We start from the raw sequence: 22,003 nt of genomic DNA, 5'->3' as shown, positions 1-22,003 counted from the left end.
AGGCAGGGGTTACGATGAAGATCATGACGGTGCTGGGTACGCGACCTGAAATTATACGGCTCAGCCTGATCATTTCCAAGCTGGACCAGTACGCGTCCAAACATATTCTGGTACACACGGGACAGAACTTCACGGAAAGTCTCAGCGGTCTTTTCTTCAAGGAAATGGGCCTGCGGGCGCCGGACTACGTCCTTCAGGATGAAGCGGCTTCGTTGGGTCGACAGTTATCCTCGATGTTTACGCAAATAGAAGATCTATTACATCAGGAGAAACCGGATAAAGTACTGCTGCTCGGGGATACGAACAGTGCATTATGTGCCGTTCTGGCAGAACGGATGGGCATACCCGTCATTCATATGGAAGCAGGAAATCGATGCTTTGATCTGGATGTACCCGAGGAGAAAAATCGCAGGGTTATCGACGCTATTTCTACCATTAATATGCCGTATACCGAACAGAGTAAGAAACATCTGGTTAGTGAAGGGGTGCCCAGTCGCCGAATCGTGCTGACAGGTAACCCAATCTATGAAGTGATGCAACACTACGACGCACAAGTGAGTTCCAGCAAAATACTAAAGAAATTGAAGCTGAAGTCCGGGCAATATTTCTTGGTTACGGCCCATCGGGCGGAGAATGTCGACCACCCTCCACATTTGCTGGAAATCATGAAAGCCTTGAACAAGGTTGCTGAAGAACATGCGATGCGAGTCATATGCAGCATTCACCCTCGAACGGCCATTCGAATCGCCGAACATCTGCAGCTGGAGATGCACCCGCTGGTGGAATTTCACGAGCCATTCGGTTTTTTCGACTTCGTAATGTTGGAACGACATGCACGCTGTGCACTTACGGATAGTGGAACCGTACAGGAGGAGTGCTGCATCATGGGAGTGCCTACGGTAACTATGCGTCGAACGACAGAACGTCCGGAGACCGTGGATTGCGGCAGTAACGTGGTCTCCGGTCTGGATGCGGAGCGTATTGCGGGCTGTGTGAAAATAATGACTGAAATGTCAAACGACTGGGATTGCCCACAAGGTTACAAAGCAACCGATGTATCCAGTAAAGTGGTCAAATTTCTGCTTGGAGGGAAAATGCATGTTTGAAAATAAGCGTATACTCGTGACTGGCGGTACGGGATCATGGGGTTATGAACTTGTGGCTCAACTGCTGCCCCAGCAGCCCAAGGAGATTATTGTTTACTCCCGGAATGAGTCCAGCCAAGTGGCGATGAGTCGTGAATTCGAAGACCCTCGTCTTCATTTTCGCATTGGTGATATTCGAGATAAGGATGCCCTAACCGTTGCCTGTCAGCATGTGGACTATGTATTTCATCTCGCAGCGCTCAAGCATGTGCCGGTGTGTGAAGACCAACCGTATGAAGCACTCAAAACCAATGTGATCGGCACACAGAATGTCATTGAGGCTGCGATTGAAAATAATGTGGAAAAAGTCATTTATATTTCGACTGACAAGGCCGCGAATCCATCCAATTTCTATGGCATGACGAAGGCAATCGGCGAGAAGTTAATCGTATATGCCAATCTGCTGCACAGCAATACACGGTTTGTCACTGTACGTGGAGGGAATGTACTCGGAACGAACGGCAGTGTCGTACACTTATTCAAGAATCAGATTCGTTCCAAAGGTCAAGTATCCATCACGGATATGAAGATGACCCGATTCTTTCTCACCCTGAAAGATGCGATCACATTGCTGTTCAAGGCTTCAGTGGAAAGTGTCGGTGGTGAGATTTTTGTCATGACGATGCCAACCTGCAAAATTGTAGATCTCGCAGAAGTACTGATTGAGGATTCAGGTGTGGAGAATGTATCCATTGTGGAGCGCGGTACCCGTCCTGGTGAGAAGATTCACGAGATTTTGATGAGTGAATTCGAGAGCATGACCACTGTGGTATACGATGAGCAATACTTGGTGATTTTGCCTACACTGGGTATTCCGGGATTGAAAGAGCATTACACGAACTGTCCTCCGGTCTCCTTCAGCAGCTTCAGTTCCGAGCATCAACTGATGAGCAAAGCAGAGATTCGTGAAATTTTGCAACGCGGAGGATTCCTGTCATGAAACTTCTGATACTTGGGGGAAACGGAATGGCCGGCCATATCTTGGTCGACTATTTCCGCCGTCAAGGCGTGCATAGCGTTTTCTACACGACCCGGGATGTATCAGATCCTAACGGTCTGCTGCTGGATGTAAACGACTGCTTCATGGTCGATCGTCTGGTGGAGGCTGTGCACCCGGATGTCATCGTTAATGCAGTAGGTGTATTGAACAGCTTTGCGGATGAAGACAAAATTACCGCTTATCATATTAACGGATTTCTGCCACATCGTCTGCGGCGGATCGCCGATACGATCGGTGCACGTCTGATTCACATCAGTACAGATTGTGTGTTTAGTGGGGACCGGGGAGCATACCGGGAGGATGATGTAACGGATGGAACATCTGCCTATGCCATCACGAAAGCACTGGGTGAAGTTCAGGATGCCGGGCATCTGACGATCCGTACGTCCATTATAGGACCTGAAATTCGAAAAGGCGGCATCGGTTTGATGCACTGGTTCATGTCCTGCACAGGAGAGGTTGGCGGGTATACACGTGTCTTCTGGAATGGAGTGACCACCCTAGAACTGGCCAAATGGGTAGATCATTATCTGGCGTCGCCGGTCAGTGGTCTCATCCATCTGGCGCATCCGGTGCCTGTCAGCAAGCACGATCTGCTTGTGCTGTTCAAACAGACATGGGATAAACAGGATGTTGTTATCGTACCTGATGATAGCGTTGTGCAGGACCGCACGTTAGTATCCACACGTGAGGATGTGAAGACAGACCTTCCGGATTATTCTACGATGCTGAAGGAGCTGGCATTATGGATGGAACAGAGCTAACAGGCAAAAAGGTACTGATCACGGGTGCCTCCGGCTTCACTGGACGGCATGCGGTTGCTTACTTCAGGGCAGTCGGTGCGGAGGTGGCAGCGGTGGTCAGGCGGGTAGGCATACATTCGTTTGGCATTGACGTGGCTGTACATGTCTGTGATCTTAATGATAAACAGCAAGTCCGTCATCTGATTGATGAGGTAAAACCGGATTTTGTACTGCATCTTGCAGGCAAAAATTCCGTACCCGATTCATGGGCTGATCCGTTGCTCGTACTGGAGACCAATGTGATGGCTGTTCTGTATTTACTGGATGCGCTGAGAAGCTGTCCGGCGGCACGGACCGTTATTGTAGGTTCCCGATTAAAATATACCGCCGAACCCGGTCATGCACCGCAGCCCCCTCATCCCTACAGTCTCAGCAAAGCACTGGAGGAAATGGTATCTCTATCCTGGATGTCTCTCTTTGGACAGCAGATTATGCTGGCCGAGCCGGGGAATCTGATCGGGGCAGGCCCTTCGACGGGCATATGTTCGCTGCTGGCACGTCATATTGTTGCCTGTGAACTGGAAGGCAAGACGGAAGCCTTTCGTCTATCCGGCCGGGATAATACCCGTGATTTTCTGGATGTGCGGGATGCGGTCAGAGCCTATGCAACACTGCTTGTTCAAGGCAACACGGGGAATGTATACCCGGTTGTGTCAGGCACGGAGCGCAGCCTCGGAGAGATTGCGGATACGCTGCTAACCATGACCGAAGCGGAGGTGCCTGTACGATGGGACGGCGCTTCTTCCGGTCCGGACGGGGCTGGAGATCAGCAGGAATTCTCGGCGCTGCGCAAGTTGGGCTGGCAGCCACTGATTCCATTTACCCAATCTCTTCAGGACATTCTGAGTGATGTTCGTACCCAGCAAGGGAGGTCGACTGAATGAATCCGAGAGTGTCCATCGTCATTCCATTTTACAATTGTCCCTATGTGCCTCAAGCGATCCAGAGTGCACTGAACCAGACATATACCGATGTGGAGATCATTATCGTCAACGATGGTTCTACACGGCATGCGGAGCTGCTTCAGCCGTATCTTCCATACATTTATGTGCTTGGCAAAAGCAACGGCGGCACAGCTTCGGCTCTGAATCACGGCATCCGTCATGCCTCCGGGGACTATATCGCATGGTTAAGTTCGGATGATCTTTTATATCCGGATAAGATTCGTCATCAGGTTGAATTTATGCAACGGGAGAATGTGCTCATCTCACATACCAACTTTAATTACATTAATGAACATTCTGCGGTGACCAAGCTGAACGGAGGGGCTGACCCGGTACCTGAGCCAGATTGGCTGCGCCTCTTCGTTAATGGTAATCCGGTGAACGGTTGTACCGTGATGATCCGCAAGGATCTGTTCAGTGCGGTGGGATTGTTCGATGAACTGTTGCCTTATACGCATGATCTGGATCTATGGATGCGTATCCTGCTGAACGGATATCGTTTTCCATATCTGAACGAGTCACTCACAGCATATCGACGGCACGGAGGAATGGGAACGGTACGTCATGCGGATTCCATCGGCCGGGAGGCCTCCATGGTGTGGTCCAGATATCGGGAGTCTTTGTTACAGCGAATTGCTGTGATGGGAGGATAAAAAAAACTTGGTGGGGGTTATGGAGGCCGCAGGGTGGCCGAATAACGTCCTCTTTTTTTGTAAGCATTTTTCATAATTCACTAAACTCGCTCCGGGAACAAGATATAGACGAATAGAAGAATTTTGAGCTGTATCCTACGGCTTGAAAGATGCTCTTTGGATTTATGGATAATGCTTATTTAGATGTGGATAATTTATCCGTAGCTATGCCAACAGATGCCTGATACCTATCGGATCTGTCCTCATATAATAGGGGGGAATGGGGATTATTTACGCGGAGAAAGGGGAGGACCGAATGGAGCCGAAAGTATCAATTGTTATTCCTTTTTATAATTGCGCGTACATCGAGCAGGCTGTTCACAGCGCCGTTCACCAGACGTATCAGAATATTGAGGTCATAGTGGTAGATGATGGCTCTACGAAGCATGTGGAGCGGCTGCAGCCCTTCATGGATCGCATTCGCTATATTCGAAAAGAGAATGGGGGAACGGCAACGGCGTTAAATGAAGGTATCAAGCAGGCGACAGGAGATTACTTTGTGTGGCTCAGCTCCGATGATGTGATGCTGCTCGACCGGGTAGAGAAACAACTGAAATTCATGCTCGACGTCAAGGCATCATTCTGTCACGGGGCCTATCATTATGTAGATGCAAACAGCGAGTGGATGGACACGGTGAGACCGGAGGTAGGAAGTCGTCTGGAGATGCTTCAGGTATTGACCGAAGGTTGCCCAATTAACGGCTGTACCGTGATGCTAGAGATGGATGCGTTTCGAAAGTTTGGCATGTTTGACACCGATTTTCGTTACACGCATGACTATGAGATGTGGCTGAGACTGTTTCCGCTCTATGAGCTGTTCTATTACAATGAGCCTCTGATGTGTTATCGGGTTCACGAATCCATGGGAACCAAGAAACACTTCGAGGCATTGAAAGCAGAAATGGAGCTGGTTCAAGCGAAGCATCGGCCTGTGCTGCTTAATCTGCTGCAGGTAGGCGGTTATTGGAAGTAGAATGAAGCAAAAGCTAAAGTCGTGGGAGCCACAAATGCGAATCCTAGGCTAGATAGTGAAACGTAAGATAAAGAGAGAAAAAGAGGGTATTCGATTGCCGTGAAGTGGGGCGGCATGAACGAATATCCTCTTGTTTGTTCCTGTTAGTAAAGTGTCTTGAATCTAGTTATTCTCAAAAGTCAGAATGATCATGGTTTCCGGATCAGGGAAAACATATCCTTTGGGCAGCTTCCTCATTAATTCGTTCATTACAGCGTAATCCACCTCAATATGTGTCGTCGACACTGGGATGGAGAACCAACGGTTATACAAATCACTGGGGACAAGCAATGTCATATTCTCTGACCTCCTAAATAAATGGCTTCCTGATAAACATGCAGCGTACGCAATCCCATCTCCTCCAGTGATCGATGTTGTTCAGCCCATGCTTTAGCTGCTGCTCCTACCTTCGCACGGGTGGCATTATCCTGCAGAAGAGCGTTTAACAGTTCACTAAGGGCCTCGACATCCTGCGGTGGCACGACCCAGCCGGTATGTTCAGGCTGCACCATCTCAGGCATACCTGCCGTCCCGCTTACGATGACAGGCAATCCGGCGAGCTGAGCCTCTGTGACCGAGAAAGGCTGCGTATCCTGCAAGCTGGGCTGCACATAAATATCGGCACGACGCAGGAATGAAGGAATGTTGTCGAGTTTACCCCAGAAAACGATGTCACCACCTACGCCAAGATCATTGGCCAGGGAACGCAAATCCTCCATCAGGTTGCCTTCTCCAGCAATCCAGCAGACCCAATCGGATCGGGTCTTTTTCAGGCTGGAGAGTGCTTTGACCAGAATGTGCACCCCTTTGATGTGCTCCAGTCTGCCTGTAAAGGCGATCACTTTTTTGCCCGCTGGCTTGCGCTGACGGAACTTAACCCCTGCTTGTGCACGGTAGGCTGGAATATCAACAGCATAAGGAATAATTCGGAATTTGGACTCGGGAACCCGGAGGTCCGTAAGTGTGCTCTTAATCCAATGGCTGGAGACCAGAATAAGTTCGGATTGTTCAGCGCTTCGCTCTTCTAATGACAGGAAGTAACGTCCGCGTTTGGATTGCATATATTCGGGAAGTGTAAGCTTCGCGTTAGAGTTTTGAGCATCGTAAAAGGCTTCGCGCGCAAGCGCTCCGTGGTAACTTGTGACCAGCGGTGTATTGCGGTTCAATATGCGTTTCATCGCAACGGCAGCGACCGGATCCTGCGCATGGATGACGTCGTAATGATCAACGCCTAGATAGGCAGCACCCATTTCAAAGGCATATCTGTTCAACTCATAATAAGCCACGAGAGAATCGGCAGTGAATTGAGGAAAATCTGTCGGATTAAGCTTGGCTTGAAGCATAGGCCATACCTTATCCTTTGAGAAGGAACGATTTAGATTGCGAATGTACACTTCATTTTTGGCTCCGTTGGTGCCCATAATATCCACCTCTACGCCAAGTGCCATCAGCCTGTCAGCCAGCTGCTTCACATATGTCCATATTCCACCCATCTGTGTAAGCTCCCAATAGGTCACGAGCAGAACTCTCATAGGTACCCCCTTGTCTCGGCCTGCACAGGCCGAGCTTCTATCTATCCAGTCTATGAAAAAAGGCAGACGAAAGGGTGGGCGTTTCCGTGGAATTGGTTAAAATGGGTGATTTTAAATAGCAATGGACGAGAGAAGGCATAACATATCTGGAGAAAGGTTCAACTCGCTTTACAGGAGGGGATGTACAGTGGTCGCATTTGTGTTGGAGATTCACGAAAACCTGCTGCAAACCGTTGTTCCGGTGAGATACATGGACATTGAATTGGCATTTGCAGGGAACAACGATGTGGATATATTTGTTGGAGGAGTAAGTCCTACCCGGGGGGAGCTATATCGATACCTTTTTCGGATAGGGGCAGATACAGGAAACTATATTATTCATAATCTGGCAGTCTCATCCGATCCGTGCGAGCTGCGTATCATTAGCAACAGTTCTTCACCAAGCCATCTGGTTATTCGCATATACTGCAGAAGTGACCAGGGTCAGACCCTGGGAATACTTTCGGAGCATCAGATGATCAAGATGGCAGATTAGTAAAGCTCACATCGAGAACGAGTTTATCCAAACGGATGGAGCAGGAGAAGACCTGGTCCATTTTTTGGCATGCACACTTAATTCGTTGCCCAATAAAAATAGCTTGACAGCAAAGGTATTTTCATTAGAATTAACCTATGCTTAAACAAAAGTTTAAAACGACGGTTTAAAACAAAAGTTTGAAACGTCGTGAATATAAGGCCGATGGAGAGGCAGATACAGAGATAACGCCTCCAGGCCGGAAAAGAGAGTGGAGAGAGTGAAACAACAAACAGCAGTGCCCCAGGACCCGGCGGAGTTTTCGATTAAAACGATTATTTTGCCGCTACTGGCTATTATCGTCGGGATGATTATGGTCATCTTGGACAGCACGGTGGTTAACGTGGCGATTCCGAATCTGGTTCAATATTTTGAGACGGATCTGAAGACCATTCAATGGACCGTTACAGGTTATACGTTGGCCTTGTCAGCTGTCATTCCGCTGGCGGGATGGTTGACCGACCGATTTGGAGCCAAAAGAGTATTTCTGTTCACGATTGCGATGTTTACCTTGGGTTCGGTATTATGCTCAATTGCGCAATCTCCTGAACAATTAATTATTTACCGGATCATCCAGGGACTTGGCGGAGGCATGGTTGCTCCGATTGGTATGGCGATGGTGTTCCGTCTGGCTCCTCCTGAAAGAAGAGGCTCCATTATGGGGATGCTTGGAATTCCGATGTTGCTGGCCCCTGCACTGGGTCCCGTATTATCCGGATGGTTCATTGAATCACTCAGCTGGCACTGGATTTTCCTGATCAATCTGCCGATTGGTATTGCCGCTTTTATTCTATGTATCAAGTTCCTGCCGGATACGGATCGTGGACGCACACCTGCACTAGATCTGCTCGGCATGATTCTGGCGCCAATTGCATTCTCGATGCTTGCATACGGTGTAAGTGAGGGTGGAACAAGCTGGAGTTCTGCAACAGCACTGACGGGTGTGATTGTCGGGGGCGTGGCACTGATTCTGTTCATTATCGTGGAACTTCGTCACAAAAATCCACTGCTGGAACTTCGGGTATTCAGATCCTCGGATTTCACACGTGGTATTATTCTGGCATGGGTATCACAGGTTGCTCTGTTCGGAGCGATGATTTTGATCCCACTGTATTTGCAGCAGATTAAAGGCTACACTGCACTGGAAACAGGACTCATTCTGCTTCCGCAGGCCCTGGCTTCGGGTGTGGGTATGCCACTTGGTGGACGATTGTTTGATAAAATCGGTGCAAGACCACTGGCCTTTGTGGGTCTGGGTATCATCTCGGGTGCACTGTTTATTCTGTCTTCTATTACGGCGGATACCGGTCTGGGTCTAATCATTCTTAGTCTTGTCATGATGGGCTTGGGTATGGGCTTCTCCATGATGCCTCTTAATACGCATGTACTGAATGCTGCTCCACGTAAGCTGGTAGGTCGGGTCACCCCGCTTACTGCGGCTGCACAACAAGTAGTCGTATCCTTTGCCGTTGCCGGCCTGACCGGATTCCTGACCTCCCATATTGCAAGCAATACAGCTGGAGCTACTGATGCTGCAGGTATGGTGAATGGATTAGTGGCTGGTTTTAACGACACCTTCTTCCTGGCCGCTTGCATTGCCCTGTTTGGATGTCTGCTCAGTCTGATCCTGCGCAAACCGAAACGGGTGGAAGAAGATTCCCTTCAAACAGGGGATAAACCCGATCCAGCGATGATGATGGGACACTAATTCAAATAAGCTGAGATTAAGGTAACACTTCACTTGAATTTAAGGCAGTTCAGAGATGTTTCTGAACTGCCTTTTTGTTTTGTTCAAAAGAAAATGCTCAAGGCTGTCATCATTTCACGGAATGAAATGGCATATCGGTCAGGTGAGAAGGAAACGGCCATATGCTGTCTACCCTGAATGCGTATATAATCCCGCAGTTGTATGTTGTGCATCAGTTCTACTGCTTCAGATACAGCGGCATTCACGTTTCCAATCGGATAGAATTTTCCCGTTCGGTTATGTGTAATGAAGGAACGTACGCCATCCGAATCGGTACTGAGTACAGGACAGCCGCAGCTGATGGCTTCAGCAACAGCGTATCCAAAGCCTTCAAGCAGTGATGTAGACAGCATGATTCCCCCCGAAGCTGCAATCATGGAGTAGAATGTGGGCATCTGGGAATGGGGGACATTGATAAAGATGCCAATCCGATCTTCTAGCCCGTACTCCGCAAGCATGTGTCGGAACATGACCTCATCCTCTGGATTGGCCAAGGTTGGATCATGGAACATCCATAGCCTGGCTTCTGGAACACTTTTAATAATTTCGCTGGATATCATCAAATATTCCCGCCAGTTTTTGTTGTGTTCGAGCCTTCCCACCCATGCAAGTACCGGATAGGGTGGGATATCCACCGAGATGGGGGCAAAGGTAGTGGTATCCAACATATTGGGAATGACAAACCGATGAAGCCATGGACACATATGGATGAACAGCTCCAGTAAATGATCCGTAGGAGGAATGACCGCGGCATTACAGTGGGCTTGCAGATAAGGTACTCCCATCTGAATGGTTTCCATAGCATGTTCACGCGTCCCTAGTCCCTGTGCTTCAAAGATAATGCGCCCATTATACCCGAGGGACCTTAATCTACCCGGCATGGAAATATCCGAAGTGACAATAATGGCATCATAATGATGATGATGGATCAAGCTGTGTATCTCCTCATCACTGGAAGCTGTGAAGACCGGCGTGCTGTTATTGTTCTGCATTCCCGAGCCAGGGTACAGATACAATACATGCGCTTCGATGCCATGGCGTTGCAGAACGGCTGTACGAAGTCGGTTTAATGTATTCACACCACCGCTTGGAACAAAAAATGTGAATAGTACTTTCACACGGTTCACCCTCTGACTTTTGTGAAGGAGCTCATGCTCCCGTACTGTATGGTACGTTGCCCCAGAGTACAGGGTGTGGGTGAATGAAGAGTTGTTCACATTTTAGACACATATTTTTAAGCTCTCTTTTAAGTGACTTTAAGCTGCATTTAGGATACAACACGTAAGATACAAGGAACTTCCCGTGTTGACCATCCGAAGAAAGCGACGATGGCACACGGGTATTTTAACGGGAAAGGATGAATAATGTGCTCGAAGTGAAACAGGTAAGCAAAGTATTTGATGGACGGCGTGGCGTGCATCAACTGGATTTCACAATGGAGCGCGGTGAGATTGTTGGATTTTTGGGACCAAATGGTGCCGGGAAAACAACGACGATGCGAATGATCACAGGCTATTTGCATCCAACAGAAGGTTCCATAACGGTAGATGGCATATCCGTGCACGATCAGGGGCGGAGCGTTCGTTCCAAGATTGGTTATCTGCCGGAGACGCCACCGCTTTATCCAGATATGACGGTTCAGTCGTATCTCAAATTCGTCGCTAATCTAAGAGATGTCCCAACACGTGAAGTAAAGTTACGGGTCAGTGAGATGGTGAGCAGACTGGGTCTCCAGGATCGGGAGAAGCAACTGGTTCGTGGACTATCCAAAGGGTACAAGCAACGTCTGGGTCTGGCTGGAGCCATTATTCACAAACCGGATTTGCTTGTGCTGGATGAACCCACTTCAGGACTGGATCCGAATCAGATTATAGAAATACGGGATCTGATTCGTGAACTGGGTGAGAATCATACCGTGCTGCTTAGTACACATATTTTGCCTGAAGTAAGCGCAATTTGTAATCGCATGTTAATCATTAATCAGGGACAGCTTGTATTGGATGGTTCACCTCAGCATTTTGGCTCAGCGATGGGTGATCAGTTCAAAGTATCCATTGAAGTGAAGGCAACAGAGCAGCAATTACATAACTTGCTGACACCTTGGGAGAAGGTGCGGAGTGAACTCGTTCAAACACCTGATGGACATGCGTCCAACGATTCTTCCGATACAGTTAAAATGCTGCTTACGGGTGAATCGTCGGACGATTTCCGGGAAGAACTGTTTTACCTTTTGTCTGGGGCAGGCTTGCCGATCCTGGAGATGAGGAAAGAAAACCTCAGTCTGGAACAGATATTCCTGAAGCTTACGACAACGGAAACGGAATCCGAAATGGAACTGTCAACGAAGGCTCCTCAAGCGGATATCGTGCAAGTCGCGGCGACGGAAGCAGAGACCCAATCGGATATCGCTTCAGATCAAGAGCCATCGGCAATGTCCGAGAGCGCTTCATCTGAATCCCGCACAGGGGAGGAGTCCAAATGAGAAGAATGATGGCGGTTTGCAACAAAGAATTGCAAGCATACTTCCTGTCACCGACGTCGTATTTCGCGTTTGCTGTATATGTACTGATGACAAGTTTGCTGTTCTATTCCAGCTTTGTGTACTATCAGCCAAGTATTGTGGATTATCGCCTGGTACTGGGCGACACGTTATCCATGCTGCTGTTTGTAGTGCCGCTGCTAACGATGAGACTGGTGGCAGAGGAATTTAGACAGGGGACGGACGAACTGTTGTTGACTTCACCTGCACGGGTGACCGAGATTATTTTCGGCAAATATCTGGCATCACTGGCCATTCTTGCCGTACTTATTCTGTGCAGTCTCGTTTATCCGTTTATTATGTCCTTCTTTGGTGAACTGGATCTGACCTCGGTATGGTTGTCTGCACTGGGTCTCTTCTTCCTGGGCGGAAGCATGATGGCGATTGGACTGTTTGCTTCCACGCTATCTCAACACCAGATGGTCTCTGCGGTAGCCGGTTTTATTATTTTGCTCGTATTCTGGATGCTTGATTCATTTGCTGGCAATTCCGGATCTGCCCTACAGCAATGGCTTGACCCATTTGCACTGACGAACCGGTTTGACAGCTTTACAAAGGGTGTACTTAGTGGCCCGGATATATTGTATTACGTGACGCTCTCAGGTGTGTTTCTCCTGTTAAGTATTCAAATTGTGGAACGGAAGCGGTGGAGGTGAGAAGATGAAAAAATGGTTGAGTCATACCAACAGTACCGTGCTGTCTGTAGCGGTGATTGGCATCTTTATTTTGCTGACCCTGTTTCTGAATTCGCTGGGCGGTTTCCAATTGGATCTGACCTCGAACAAACAATATACCTTGTCAGACCAGTCTCTAACCGCGATCAAAAACGTAAAAGAAGACGTCAACGTCTTGGTGTTAACTGTCGAAAATGCGAATAATACAGTCTTGAACCGCGAAGTTACCGATATGGTTCAGGAATACACGAAACGCAACAGCAAACTGAAAATGAAGCAGTACAATCTGACACAGGAGCCTACGCTGGCTTCTAAATACGGCATCACAGGCAGCTCCATTGTATTGGAACAGGGCGATCAGCATAAAGTCATTGATATCGCCAGTCTGTTCACCGCTGTCGGGGATGGCAGCGATGGATCGTACCAGTTCACAGGTGAGGAGAAGCTGACACAAGCCCTAATGAACCTGTCTTCAACGGAGATGCACAAGATGGTCTTCCTGACAGGGCATGAGGAGCTTGGGGTGGATCAACTGACTACGCTGCGTTCATCTCTGGAACAGAATAATATCTCAACAGAAGAACTTCAACTGAATCAGGCAGGTCAGGTTCCCGAAGATGCGGATGTGCTTGCGATCATCGGTCCACAGCGCGACATCAGTGATGCGGAACTGAAGGCTATACGGACTTATTTGAGTAACGGAGGAAAATTGCTGTTATCCCTCGGTTTTCACGAAGACATGAAATTGACATGGAAAAATATTGATGCACTCATGACGGATTATGGCGTGGTGGATGAGCATGCAGTCATGGTGGATAATCAGCAGGCCAGCACAATGGGACCACTTTGGGTCGTGCCGGAGTATGGCACACATGCCATCACGGATAAACTAGCAGAAAGCAAGCTGTATCCAATGTTATCCTTGTCCATTGCTTTGACAAGCAAAGAGCAAGATAAATACACGTTGTCGCCGCTCATTCATTCATCGAATGACAGTTATGGTGAGACGAACATTGGGGGATTATTGCAAAACGAGACATCCAATGATCCAGATCAGGATGTACAAGGTCCTGTTGAGCTTGGATATGCAGCTGATACAACGGATGGCAAACCGAAGGCTGTTATTCTGGGTTCATCCATTTTCATGCAGGACTCGGAAATAGCGAACGGCGGAAACCGGGATTTTATTCTGAACACCGTTAATTATTTAAGTGAAAAAGAAGACGGGGTAACCATCCGTCCGCGGGTGCAATCCGGTTATCAAACGGCGTACCTGGACGGTGAGCAGGCCAGAACCATTTTCTTCGTGGCAATCGTCGCATTCCCGCTCATCTTTGTTATGATAGGTGTACTCTTATGGTGGAGGCGCAGACGGGTATGAAAAAATGGCTCCCAACGATTCTGGTCGTATTGGTTTTGATTATCGGCTGGGTCTATGCGGCCAGTCAAAATTATTTTCGTGAAGAGGAAGCGGAGAAGGTCAAGTTGCTTGGTATTAAGTCTGCCGACATTCAGTCCATCACGATTCATGACAACAATGCAGACACATCAGGTGCCTCAAAGCCCTCACAATTGGAACTAAACAATGGCGTATGGAGTATGGTGGAACCAAAGGCTTATCCTCTGAATGGTTATGCGGTTAGCAGTTGGCTTGATGCCTTGAGTGGCGCGGATCAGGAACTGATTGTAGAGGAAGAGCCGAAAGATCTCGACAAGTATGGATTGGGTGCAGATGCAACGCTACTGGATATCCAACTGAAGGATAACCGTAAGATCAAACTGAGCATCGGTGGCCAGCTACCGGCTGATGACGCTCGTTATGTTCGGGTAGACTCCGGGCCTATCGTAGCCGTACAGACGGAATCCATCAGCAATATAGAAAAATCACGGCACGATCTGTTGGACACGACTCCCTTTAATCTGGATGAAAGTAATGTGACTACGCTGGAGTGGGAAGGTGAAGCAGCCACATGGATGCTCAAATCAGCCTCTGAGGAGGGTGCAGCAGAGCAGACGTGGACGCTTAATGGTGAAGCGGTTGAAGCTACAGATGCTGTATCGCTGATTGGCAAAATTAAAAACCTGTCCACAGCAGACGATGTACGCAAAGCTTCTGAACTGAAAGGCACCGTGCCACGCTTTTCTTTATCCGTTGAACAGACGGTTAATGGAGAAGCTGTTACGGATGTGTACCGTGGGCTTATTATTCCATCGAAACCGGATCAGATCTGGGTAGTCACACCAGACGGTCAGTGGGCTTATCCCATGGATGCAGCTAGTCTGAAGGAAGCAGAGCAATTTCCGACTTCGATTCAAAAATCAGATGCGTCATTTTCAACGGAGAAGGACGCTGATGGAACTTCCTCATCCAAATAAGTGAAGTGGCTGCTTCAACATACAATTGAGGAGCTAACTGAAACAGGGAATACGAAGGTAATGAAGAGTGGTGCTGCACTTTGTGCATGCACCGCTTTTTTTGTTTTTTTGAACCTTGAAAGAATTCCCGTTGAGCCCAGATAAATAGAGGTTGATGTTCCATATCCTTTCAGCATATCGGTCCGTACAGAAGAGCATCCTATCCTTGTGACCAAAACCAACATAATTGGAGGATGAGACATGCCAGCAGCCAAAAAGGCGACAGCAATCAGCTTATCTTTGTCTACTGCAATCTTCGTAATGGCCGGATTGACGGGTTGTGGAACCAGCACAAAAGATAACAATCTGCACACCCAAAGTGTTCGTCATGAAGTGAAAGGCATTAACCGTTATGGTGTTGAGTCCAATGGGATGGATGGTATTCGTGCGAAAAGCTATCGGACGCATAACGTCACTGACCTGAAATCAAGTGACGAGCTGGCTAAACGTATTACGGAAATGAAGGAAGTGAAGTCAGCACATGTTATGCTGACCGATCGTAACGCGTATGTTGCAGTCCGCTTGACAGATGGTCACACTGGCAAATTGGAAAGCAAATCTTTGCGTAACCGTGCAAATGGTACAATGCGTACTGAAAGCATGGGTCAGGAAATGGGCGGTTTGCGTGTAAATGGTGGTAATGGAACGATGTCTCCATACAGCACAAGTGGCATTGCACCAGGACTGAACACCAATGCAGCTACGGATCGCAGCCACATGGGCAATGACCGCAGCATCTATGGAACCATGGGTACTGGATCTTATGGCATGATGCGTGGTCTGACCAACAGTGGCAATGGCACTTCACGTTCAATGAGCGATGGTCATTATGGCATGAAGAGTGAAACCTCGCGAATTGACAGCACAGATGACAACACACCGGAAGAGATTAAATCCAAAATCTCGGCCAAGATCAAACAGTTTGCACCTAACGTAGAGAACGTATACGTGTCGGCTAACCCGGAATTTGTCCAGCATGTGGAGAGCTATGCCACGGATATTCGTAATGGTAAACCGGTTAGAGGCATGATTAACACGTTCCAATCGATGGTTGAACGTATTTTCCCAACAAATGCGTTGAACACCAAGCACCGTGACGGCGTGCTCGATGATGGCATCATGAATCGTAACAACAACGATGGCATGATGAACCGCATGAATCATCGATAACCAATAGTCAGAAGAACAAGTTGCCTTTGCGCAGATGGTTACATCAGCAGCAAAGGCATGCTTGTTTCTGAGTGAGAATAACGTTTTTAAGAAAATGAAATAGAATGCTTATATAAGACTGAGCTTATTCTTAAAACCCCAATTTACTGCCCATTTTTTTGATAAAACTGAACCAACGCCCTTGACCTTACATAAGATGAGTTGACTGTATCCCCTTAACCTTGTTACACCAACACAACCCGAGCAAGGAGGGGTGAACATTGAAGGGTATCGATCATAAAAGCAAATTTCTGTTGACCCACCGTGAACGCGAAGTATTCGAATTACTGGTTCAGGACAAAACAACGCGTGACATCGCAGGGCAGTTATTCATCAGCGAGAAAACGGTGCGTAACCATATTTCGAATGTGATGCAAAAACTCAATGTTAAGGGTCGTTCGCAAGCAGTTGTAGAGCTGATTAAGCTCGGAGAACTGAAGATCTGACGCGATACTGCACAGTTGATTGAAGCAGCATGAAAGTCTTTTTCTATTCTTCATCATGAAGAATGGGGAAAGACTTTTTTGTTTGTGATTTTATGGTGAGAATCCTCTTGATTTGCGGCAACGTATTGATTAAAATGAAAATATAAAAATGATTTTCTTTATTTATAATGAATTTATAAAAATAATTTTCAAAAAAAGGAGTACTCATGGCAGCCATACTACATGCGTTGCAGCAAGAACTGAATGACCTTCCGTCTCAGGAACGACGAATTGCAGAGGTGATTTTACAGTCTCCTTCCGATATTCCTGGCTGGACCATTAATCATCTTGCGCAGCAAAGCGGAACGAGTGCGGCTACGGTAACCCGCTTTTGCAAATCATTCCATTTCAAAGGTTTTCCCGATTTCAAAATGAAGCTTGCCGCAGAATTGTCTCATTCCACCAATGAAACAGCATATCAGGATATCGTGGCGGGCAATCCATTATCCAAAATTGTGGAAGCCATTGAAGCCAATCATCTGGCCTCCATTGCGGATACTACCCGTTTGCTGGATTTGGGCAGGCTGGAGCATGCGGTTCAGCTGTTATGTCATGCACGTCGCATTGATCTCTACGGTGTCGCAACCTCTTCCATTGTTACGCAGGATTTTTACCAGAAACTTGTGCGGATCGGCAAAAGCTGTACCGCCTTCTCGGATTCACATATGCAAATTACGTCGGCCTCTTCACTGAGTGAGGGAGATGTGGCGATGGCAGTATCCTATTCGGGTGAAACACCGGAGACGATCGATGCTTTGCATTGTGCCAAACAGGCTGGAGCTTCAACGATTTCGCTAACTTCCTATGGGAATAACAAGCTTGCGGGGGTGTCGGATATTCCGCTGTTTACTTCTTCACTGGAAGAAGGCATGAGGCGGGGAGATATGGCTTCACGTATAGCACTGCTGCATGTCGTTGATATTTTGTTCACGGGCATGGTGAGTGCAGACTTTGATCGTTTTATCCCCAAATTGGAACAATCGTATCACAATGTACAGTCTTATCGAGTTCAACATAACGGAGGTGCCTAAGAAGATGAATATACGTATTTTTGAAAATGAGGAAGATTTGAACGCAACGGGTGCAGGTGTGATTGCCAGCCTGCTGCAGACGAAACCCCGGGCTGTACTGGGACTTGCGACTGGAAGTTCTCCTGTGGGTATCTATAAATCGCTTATTGCTTTGTATCAGAAAGGTCTGGTCAGCTTTGCGCAGGCATCGTCCTTCAATTTGGATGAATATGTCGGTCTCCCTGTAGATCATCGCGAAAGTTACCGCAGCTTTATGAATGAACAATTGTTTTCCCATATTGATATTGATCTTGCCAGAACGCATGTGCCGGATGGGCAGGCTTCGGATTTGGGCCAAGAATGTGTTTCCTATGAACAACGGATTGATGATCGCGGCCCTGTAGACCTGCAGCTGTTGGGAATCGGACATAATGGTCATATTGGCTTCAATGAACCTGGAACCGAGCTGACAGGGCGGACACATGTGGTGGATCTCAAAGAAGAGACAAGAAAAGCAAACGCCCGCTTTTTTAATAGCATTGATGAAGTTCCGACTCAGGCCATTACGATGGGAGTAGGTACGATTCTAAAAGCCAAACAAATTCTGCTGATCGCTCGTGGTGAGGAGAAAGCCGAAATTATTCGTGAAGCCTTTATGGGGCCGATTACGACACAATGTCCCGCTTCGCTGCTGCAATGTCATCCCAATGTGGTCGTATTGCTGGACCGTGCTGCTGGGAGGTTGGTGAAATGAACGTAGAACCTATGGAAAACCAGGAGCAAGAGAGTGAAAAAACCATTTCCCTTCTTCGAGGCAAACTCGTATTGCCTGATGGTGTAATGGAGGATGGTGTACTCGTCTGGACAGAAGGGAAAATCCTATATGCTGGTGCACCCGAGGGACTAACAGAAAAGATTCGTCGTGAAGCCTTATCTGTACCTGTTTCCAAGCATGGTGTCATTGTCCCTGGGTTTATAGATATCCATGTACATGGTGGTAACGGAGAGGACTTCATGGACGCGAGTAAGGAAGTGTTGGATAAGATCACTTCATTCCACAGCACACAGGGGACCACTGCAATGCTGGCTACGTCCATGACAGCGCCCAAAGATAGCCTGGATCGGGTATTGTCTGAAGTGGACAGCTACCGTTCCGGTGAAATGCTTTATGCACAGCTGGAAGGTGTACATCTGGAGGGTCCCTTTTTCAGTCCCAAATGGCCTGGCGCACAAAACCCAGATCATATCGTATTGCCTAATGTGTCTTGGCTTGAGGCGTGGGAAAAACAATATCCGGGCCTGATTCGTCAAGTCACACTGGCGCCAGAACGTGAGGGAGCGCTGGAAGTCATTTCGTGGCTGCGCGAGCAGCGAATTACGGCGGCATTAGGACATACGGATGCAACTTATGAAGAAGTAGAGCGGGCTGTTGAAGCCGGACTGCATCATGCAGTGCATACATTCAATGCGATGACACCGCTGCATCACCGGAATCCCGGGGCTGCCGGAGCGGTGCTCAGTGATCCCCGGATTAGTGCAGAGGTCATTGCAGACGGTATTCATGTGCATCCAGCGGCAATCTCACTCATCGCACAATTGAAGCAAGCTACCGATCAAATCGTGCTAATTACGGATGCCATGTCTGCTGCCGGGCTGGAGGATGGGGAATACAAAATTGGCGACCTGCCTGTAATTGTTAAGGAAGGCGTAGCCAGATTGAAAGATGGCGGTGCACTGGCAGGAAGCACGCTCACGATGATTCGTGGTTTCCGCTATCTGGTACAGGAAGTAGGTATGAGTCTGAATGCAGCTTCACGTGCAGCCAGCCTGACTCCAGCACGTCTGCTCGGCATTGATCACCGAACGGGTTCCTTTGCTAAAGGCAAACAGGCGGACGTCGTTTTGCTGAATGGTGATTTGAAAATTGAGGAAGTGTGGGTGAAGGGAAGACGAATCGGCGGTTAATTCTACATCTGTAGAGTTGTTGTGTGCCTCAACAGGCAATAGCTTGCGTAATGTGTTAAAATAGATCTCAAAAAAGCCGGGATCTGCGGATCACGCATTACGGAGGCGTGAAACATGGAACGTAACGCTATGCTCGAATTCGACCCGTTCATCACAGAGCTGGCGGAAAAGCTGCACGTACACGGATATTATGCCTTTTATGGTGAGCACTACAATGAGACCGATATGGAGCAGTATCGCAGACACCTGTTCACCTCATTTAGCAATATCGTATGGGTGGAGCTGGATGCACGTAAAAAGTACATGATTGTCGATCATCGTGGACGCAACACGGTTATGAAATTAATCGACGGAATGCTGAACACCCGCAGAACGCTGCGGGCCAATCTGGCGATGGCAGGTACGGATACTACCGAAGTCCAGCAGGAAATCACGCACATGATGCAGCTTGTGCATATGTTAAATTTCACAACCTTCCGCTCATAGGTGGAGGATGACAAGTATCTTTACCGGAAGGTATTGTTTTTAGATCTACCAATTACAAAAGGGGTGTGCCGTCTTGAATATGGACGGCACACCCCTATTTATATACCTACCTACTACCCATCATTTGTAAAGTAGTTCAATCGTAAAATAAGTTATGGAAAAGCTGCAAAGTAGTGCAGGGGACGAAATCGATTCTGTAGAAGCGAAGCGTTCGCCTAAAAGCTTTCTGCAAGAAAGCTACTTCGGAAGCATATGCTATACCCGGATTTCACCTTTTCAAAAGGGAATCAAAGAAATCCGGGGATAACAGCGATCGAAAGAACGATTCGGCACCGGAACGGCCACTCAGCACGCTTTCCAGCACTTATTTTTCACATGAACTCTACTTTACAAACTCTTCATAAACTGAACAATCGTCAACAACCCTTTATCAAAGTTCTCCAGGTTGAAATGCTCATTCGGTGCATGCAGATTCTCATCTGGCAAACCGAAGCCCATCATGACAGCCGGAATACCGAGCACGCGTGAAAGTTTCTCCACGATCGGAATGGAGCCGCCGTCTTTCGTAAACAGAGCACGAACGCCGTACACTTGCTCATACGCATCGGCTGCTTTTTGCATTACCGGATCGGAAGGATCGGTATTGAACGCAAAGGCTTTCTCAATCTGCTTCACCTGCAGCGTCGCCCCTGGCTGAAGGTGAGCGCGCAGATGTGCTTCGATACGATCCAGCACATGTTGTGGATCTTGGTCCGCAACAAGGCGGCATGTGATTTTGGCATGAGCTTCCTTCGGAATAACGGTTTTGGTGCCTTCCCCTTGGAAACCGCCCCATACCCCATTCAGTTCCAGCGTTGGACGTGCGCCAACACGTTCCACGAATGAGTAGCCTTCTTCCCCGTACAATTGCTCCAGTCCCAGGTCTTGACGAAGCTGTTCTTCATTGAAGCCCTGCTTCACGAATTCTTCTCTCATCTCAGGAGAAAGTGGCAGAACACCATCATAGAAACCATCAACACTTACGCGACCTTGCTCATCATGCAGCGAAGCGAGCAGGGATACCAATGCGTGCAGTGCGTTCGGTACACCGCCTCCGAATGAACCGGAGTGCAGGTCCGTATTGGCTGTGTTCAGATCCACTTCGAGCGAGCAAAGGCCACGCAGACCCGTGGAGATCGCCGGTTTTCCTTTTTCGAGCAGGGACGTATCCGAGATCAGTATCATATCTGCACGCAGCTTGTCCGTATTGTCATTCAGATAGATCGGCAGGTTCGGGCTGGAGATTTCTTCTTCCCCTTCGATGCAGAATTTTACATTCACGGGAAGTTCCTTGTTTTCGGCAAGCAGAGCTTCAACCGCCTTAATATGTATGAAGATTTGTCCTTTGTCATCCGTGGCACCACGTGCAAACAGTTTGCCGTCCCGCACGGTAGGTTCGAATGGAGGTGTATCCCACAGGTTTAGCGGATCGACAGGCTGTACATCATAGTGCCCATAGATCAGTGCGGTTGGTTTGCCGGGTGCATGCAGGTGGTCTGCATAGACAATCGGATGTCCCGCCGTTGGAATAACCTCTACATTTTCCATGCCTGCACGTGTGAGTGCATCCGCAGCCCATTGTGCCGCACGGTTAATGTCCTCTTTATGCGCTGAAATGGCTGAAATACTTGGAATGGATAACCATTCATTCAATTCTGCCAGGTGTTTCTCTCTATTTTCTTGAAAATAAGCTTGTTCCTTCATTAAAAGGGCCTCCTTCATGTTTTGCTTT

The 22,003-nt window shown here is 48.0% G+C and carries 22 protein-coding genes; 18 read left to right on the top strand and 4 right to left on the bottom strand.

The genetic code is table 11. The features are described from left to right. Window positions 1-14 precede the first annotated feature (14 nt). The 6 genes from wecB to P364_RS0123775 all read left to right on the top strand — a co-directional run bounded on the left by wecB (window position 15) and on the right by P364_RS0123775 (window position 5,557). Window positions 15-1,106: a non-hydrolyzing UDP-N-acetylglucosamine 2-epimerase gene (gene wecB / locus P364_RS0123800; protein ID WP_024632553.1), complete on the top strand. Its 1,092-nt coding sequence runs from the start codon at window positions 15-17 to the stop codon at window positions 1,104-1,106. Next, window positions 1,099-2,085, top strand: a complete 987-nt coding sequence (locus P364_RS0123795) for a polysaccharide biosynthesis protein (RefSeq protein WP_024632552.1) — start codon at window positions 1,099-1,101, stop codon at window positions 2,083-2,085. The genes wecB and P364_RS0123795 overlap by 8 nt, the downstream gene beginning before the upstream one ends. Further along, window positions 2,082-2,909 (top strand): dTDP-4-dehydrorhamnose reductase family protein, encoded by an 828-nt coding sequence (locus P364_RS0123790; RefSeq protein WP_024632551.1) that lies wholly within the window; start codon window positions 2,082-2,084, stop codon window positions 2,907-2,909. The genes P364_RS0123795 and P364_RS0123790 overlap by 4 nt, the downstream gene beginning before the upstream one ends. Beyond that, window positions 2,891-3,832 carry an NAD-dependent epimerase/dehydratase family protein gene (locus P364_RS0123785; RefSeq protein WP_024632550.1) on the top strand — a complete coding sequence of 314 codons (942 nt, stop codon included), beginning with the start codon at window positions 2,891-2,893 and terminating at the stop codon, window positions 3,830-3,832. Before P364_RS0123790 ends, P364_RS0123785 begins: the two co-directional genes overlap by 19 nt. Then, complete coding sequence (locus tag P364_RS0123780) at window positions 3,829-4,545, top strand: glycosyltransferase (protein WP_024632549.1); 717 nt, start codon at window positions 3,829-3,831, stop codon at window positions 4,543-4,545. Before P364_RS0123785 ends, P364_RS0123780 begins: the two co-directional genes overlap by 4 nt. 295 nt (window positions 4,546-4,840) lie before the next feature. Further along, window positions 4,841-5,557 (top strand): glycosyltransferase, encoded by a 717-nt coding sequence (locus tag P364_RS0123775; protein ID WP_024632548.1) that lies wholly within the window; start codon window positions 4,841-4,843, stop codon window positions 5,555-5,557. A gap of 162 nt (window positions 5,558-5,719) precedes the next feature. Here P364_RS0123775 and P364_RS37895 read toward each other — a convergent pair whose 3' ends face one another. Continuing rightward, entirely contained in the window at window positions 5,720-5,893 is a 174-nt protein-coding gene (locus P364_RS37895) for a hypothetical protein (protein WP_173405246.1), read from the bottom strand. Further along, the gene (locus P364_RS0123765) at window positions 5,890-7,128 is read right to left on the bottom strand and encodes a glycosyltransferase family 4 protein (protein WP_024632547.1); all 1,239 of its coding nucleotides are present in this window, start codon (window positions 7,126-7,128) and stop codon (window positions 5,890-5,892) included. The genes P364_RS37895 and P364_RS0123765 overlap by 4 nt, the downstream gene beginning before the upstream one ends. Window positions 7,129-7,315: 187 nt before the next feature. Between P364_RS0123765 and P364_RS0123760 the strand changes: the two genes are divergently transcribed. Beyond that, window positions 7,316-7,663 carry a hypothetical protein gene (locus tag P364_RS0123760; protein WP_024632546.1) on the top strand — a complete coding sequence of 116 codons (348 nt, stop codon included), beginning with the start codon at window positions 7,316-7,318 and terminating at the stop codon, window positions 7,661-7,663. Window positions 7,664-7,922: 259 nt separating this feature from the next. Continuing rightward, on the top strand, window positions 7,923-9,410 hold the full coding sequence (locus P364_RS0123755; protein WP_024632545.1) for a DHA2 family efflux MFS transporter permease subunit: 1,488 nt from the start codon (window positions 7,923-7,925) through the stop codon (window positions 9,408-9,410). Window positions 9,411-9,493: 83 nt separating this feature from the next. Here the strand turns inward: P364_RS0123755 and P364_RS0123750 are convergent, their stop codons facing one another. Next, the gene (locus P364_RS0123750; protein WP_024632544.1) at window positions 9,494-10,567 is read right to left on the bottom strand and encodes a glycosyltransferase family 4 protein; all 1,074 of its coding nucleotides are present in this window, start codon (window positions 10,565-10,567) and stop codon (window positions 9,494-9,496) included. Window positions 10,568-10,806: 239 nt separating this feature from the next. Here P364_RS0123750 and P364_RS0123745 point away from each other — a divergent pair, with 239 nt between their 5' ends. The 10 genes from P364_RS0123745 (at window position 10,807) to P364_RS0123700 (ending at window position 20,232) form a co-directional block, all read left to right on the top strand. Next, window positions 10,807-11,931 (top strand): ABC transporter ATP-binding protein, encoded by a 1,125-nt coding sequence (locus P364_RS0123745; RefSeq protein WP_081718104.1) that lies wholly within the window; start codon window positions 10,807-10,809, stop codon window positions 11,929-11,931. Further along, complete coding sequence (locus tag P364_RS0123740; protein ID WP_024632542.1) at window positions 11,928-12,644, top strand: ABC transporter permease subunit; 717 nt, start codon at window positions 11,928-11,930, stop codon at window positions 12,642-12,644. Before P364_RS0123745 ends, P364_RS0123740 begins: the two co-directional genes overlap by 4 nt. 4 nt (window positions 12,645-12,648) lie before the next feature. Then, entirely contained in the window at window positions 12,649-14,043 is a 1,395-nt protein-coding gene (locus P364_RS0123735; protein ID WP_024632541.1) for a GldG family protein, read from the top strand. After that, window positions 14,040-15,038, top strand: a complete 999-nt coding sequence (locus P364_RS0123730; protein WP_024632540.1) for a DUF4340 domain-containing protein — start codon at window positions 14,040-14,042, stop codon at window positions 15,036-15,038. Before P364_RS0123735 ends, P364_RS0123730 begins: the two co-directional genes overlap by 4 nt. Before the next feature lie 240 nt (window positions 15,039-15,278). Beyond that, window positions 15,279-16,247, top strand: a complete 969-nt coding sequence (locus tag P364_RS36330) for a YhcN/YlaJ family sporulation lipoprotein (protein WP_024632539.1) — start codon at window positions 15,279-15,281, stop codon at window positions 16,245-16,247. 260 nt (window positions 16,248-16,507) lie between these two features. Next, entirely contained in the window at window positions 16,508-16,732 is a 225-nt protein-coding gene (locus P364_RS0123720; protein WP_017692532.1) for a helix-turn-helix domain-containing protein, read from the top strand. A 206-nt stretch (window positions 16,733-16,938) separates the two neighbouring features. Then, window positions 16,939-17,802: a MurR/RpiR family transcriptional regulator gene (locus P364_RS0123715; RefSeq protein ID WP_024632538.1), complete on the top strand. Its 864-nt coding sequence runs from the start codon at window positions 16,939-16,941 to the stop codon at window positions 17,800-17,802. Between the two features lie 4 nt (window positions 17,803-17,806). Further along, window positions 17,807-18,535: a glucosamine-6-phosphate deaminase gene (gene nagB / locus P364_RS0123710; protein WP_024632537.1), complete on the top strand. Its 729-nt coding sequence runs from the start codon at window positions 17,807-17,809 to the stop codon at window positions 18,533-18,535. Then, window positions 18,532-19,746: an N-acetylglucosamine-6-phosphate deacetylase gene (nagA, locus tag P364_RS0123705; protein WP_236642227.1), complete on the top strand. Its 1,215-nt coding sequence runs from the start codon at window positions 18,532-18,534 to the stop codon at window positions 19,744-19,746. The genes nagB and nagA overlap by 4 nt, the downstream gene beginning before the upstream one ends. Window positions 19,747-19,860: 114 nt before the next feature. Further along, window positions 19,861-20,232, top strand: a complete 372-nt coding sequence (locus P364_RS0123700) for a hypothetical protein (RefSeq protein WP_024632535.1) — start codon at window positions 19,861-19,863, stop codon at window positions 20,230-20,232. Window positions 20,233-20,619: 387 nt separating this feature from the next. Here P364_RS0123700 and P364_RS0123695 read toward each other — a convergent pair whose 3' ends face one another. After that, window positions 20,620-21,975 carry a dipeptidase gene (locus P364_RS0123695; protein WP_024632534.1) on the bottom strand — a complete coding sequence of 452 codons (1,356 nt, stop codon included), beginning with the start codon at window positions 21,973-21,975 and terminating at the stop codon, window positions 20,620-20,622. Between the last annotated feature and the right edge of the window lie 28 nt (window positions 21,976-22,003).

The sequence above is a fragment of the Paenibacillus sp. MAEPY2 genome (genome assembly GCF_000499205.1).
In the GTDB taxonomy this organism is placed as follows: Bacteria; Bacillota; Bacilli; order Paenibacillales; family Paenibacillaceae; genus Paenibacillus; species Paenibacillus vandeheii.
The sequence above is the reverse complement of the archived record's forward strand: the minus strand, read 5'-3'. Positions and strand labels throughout refer to the sequence as shown.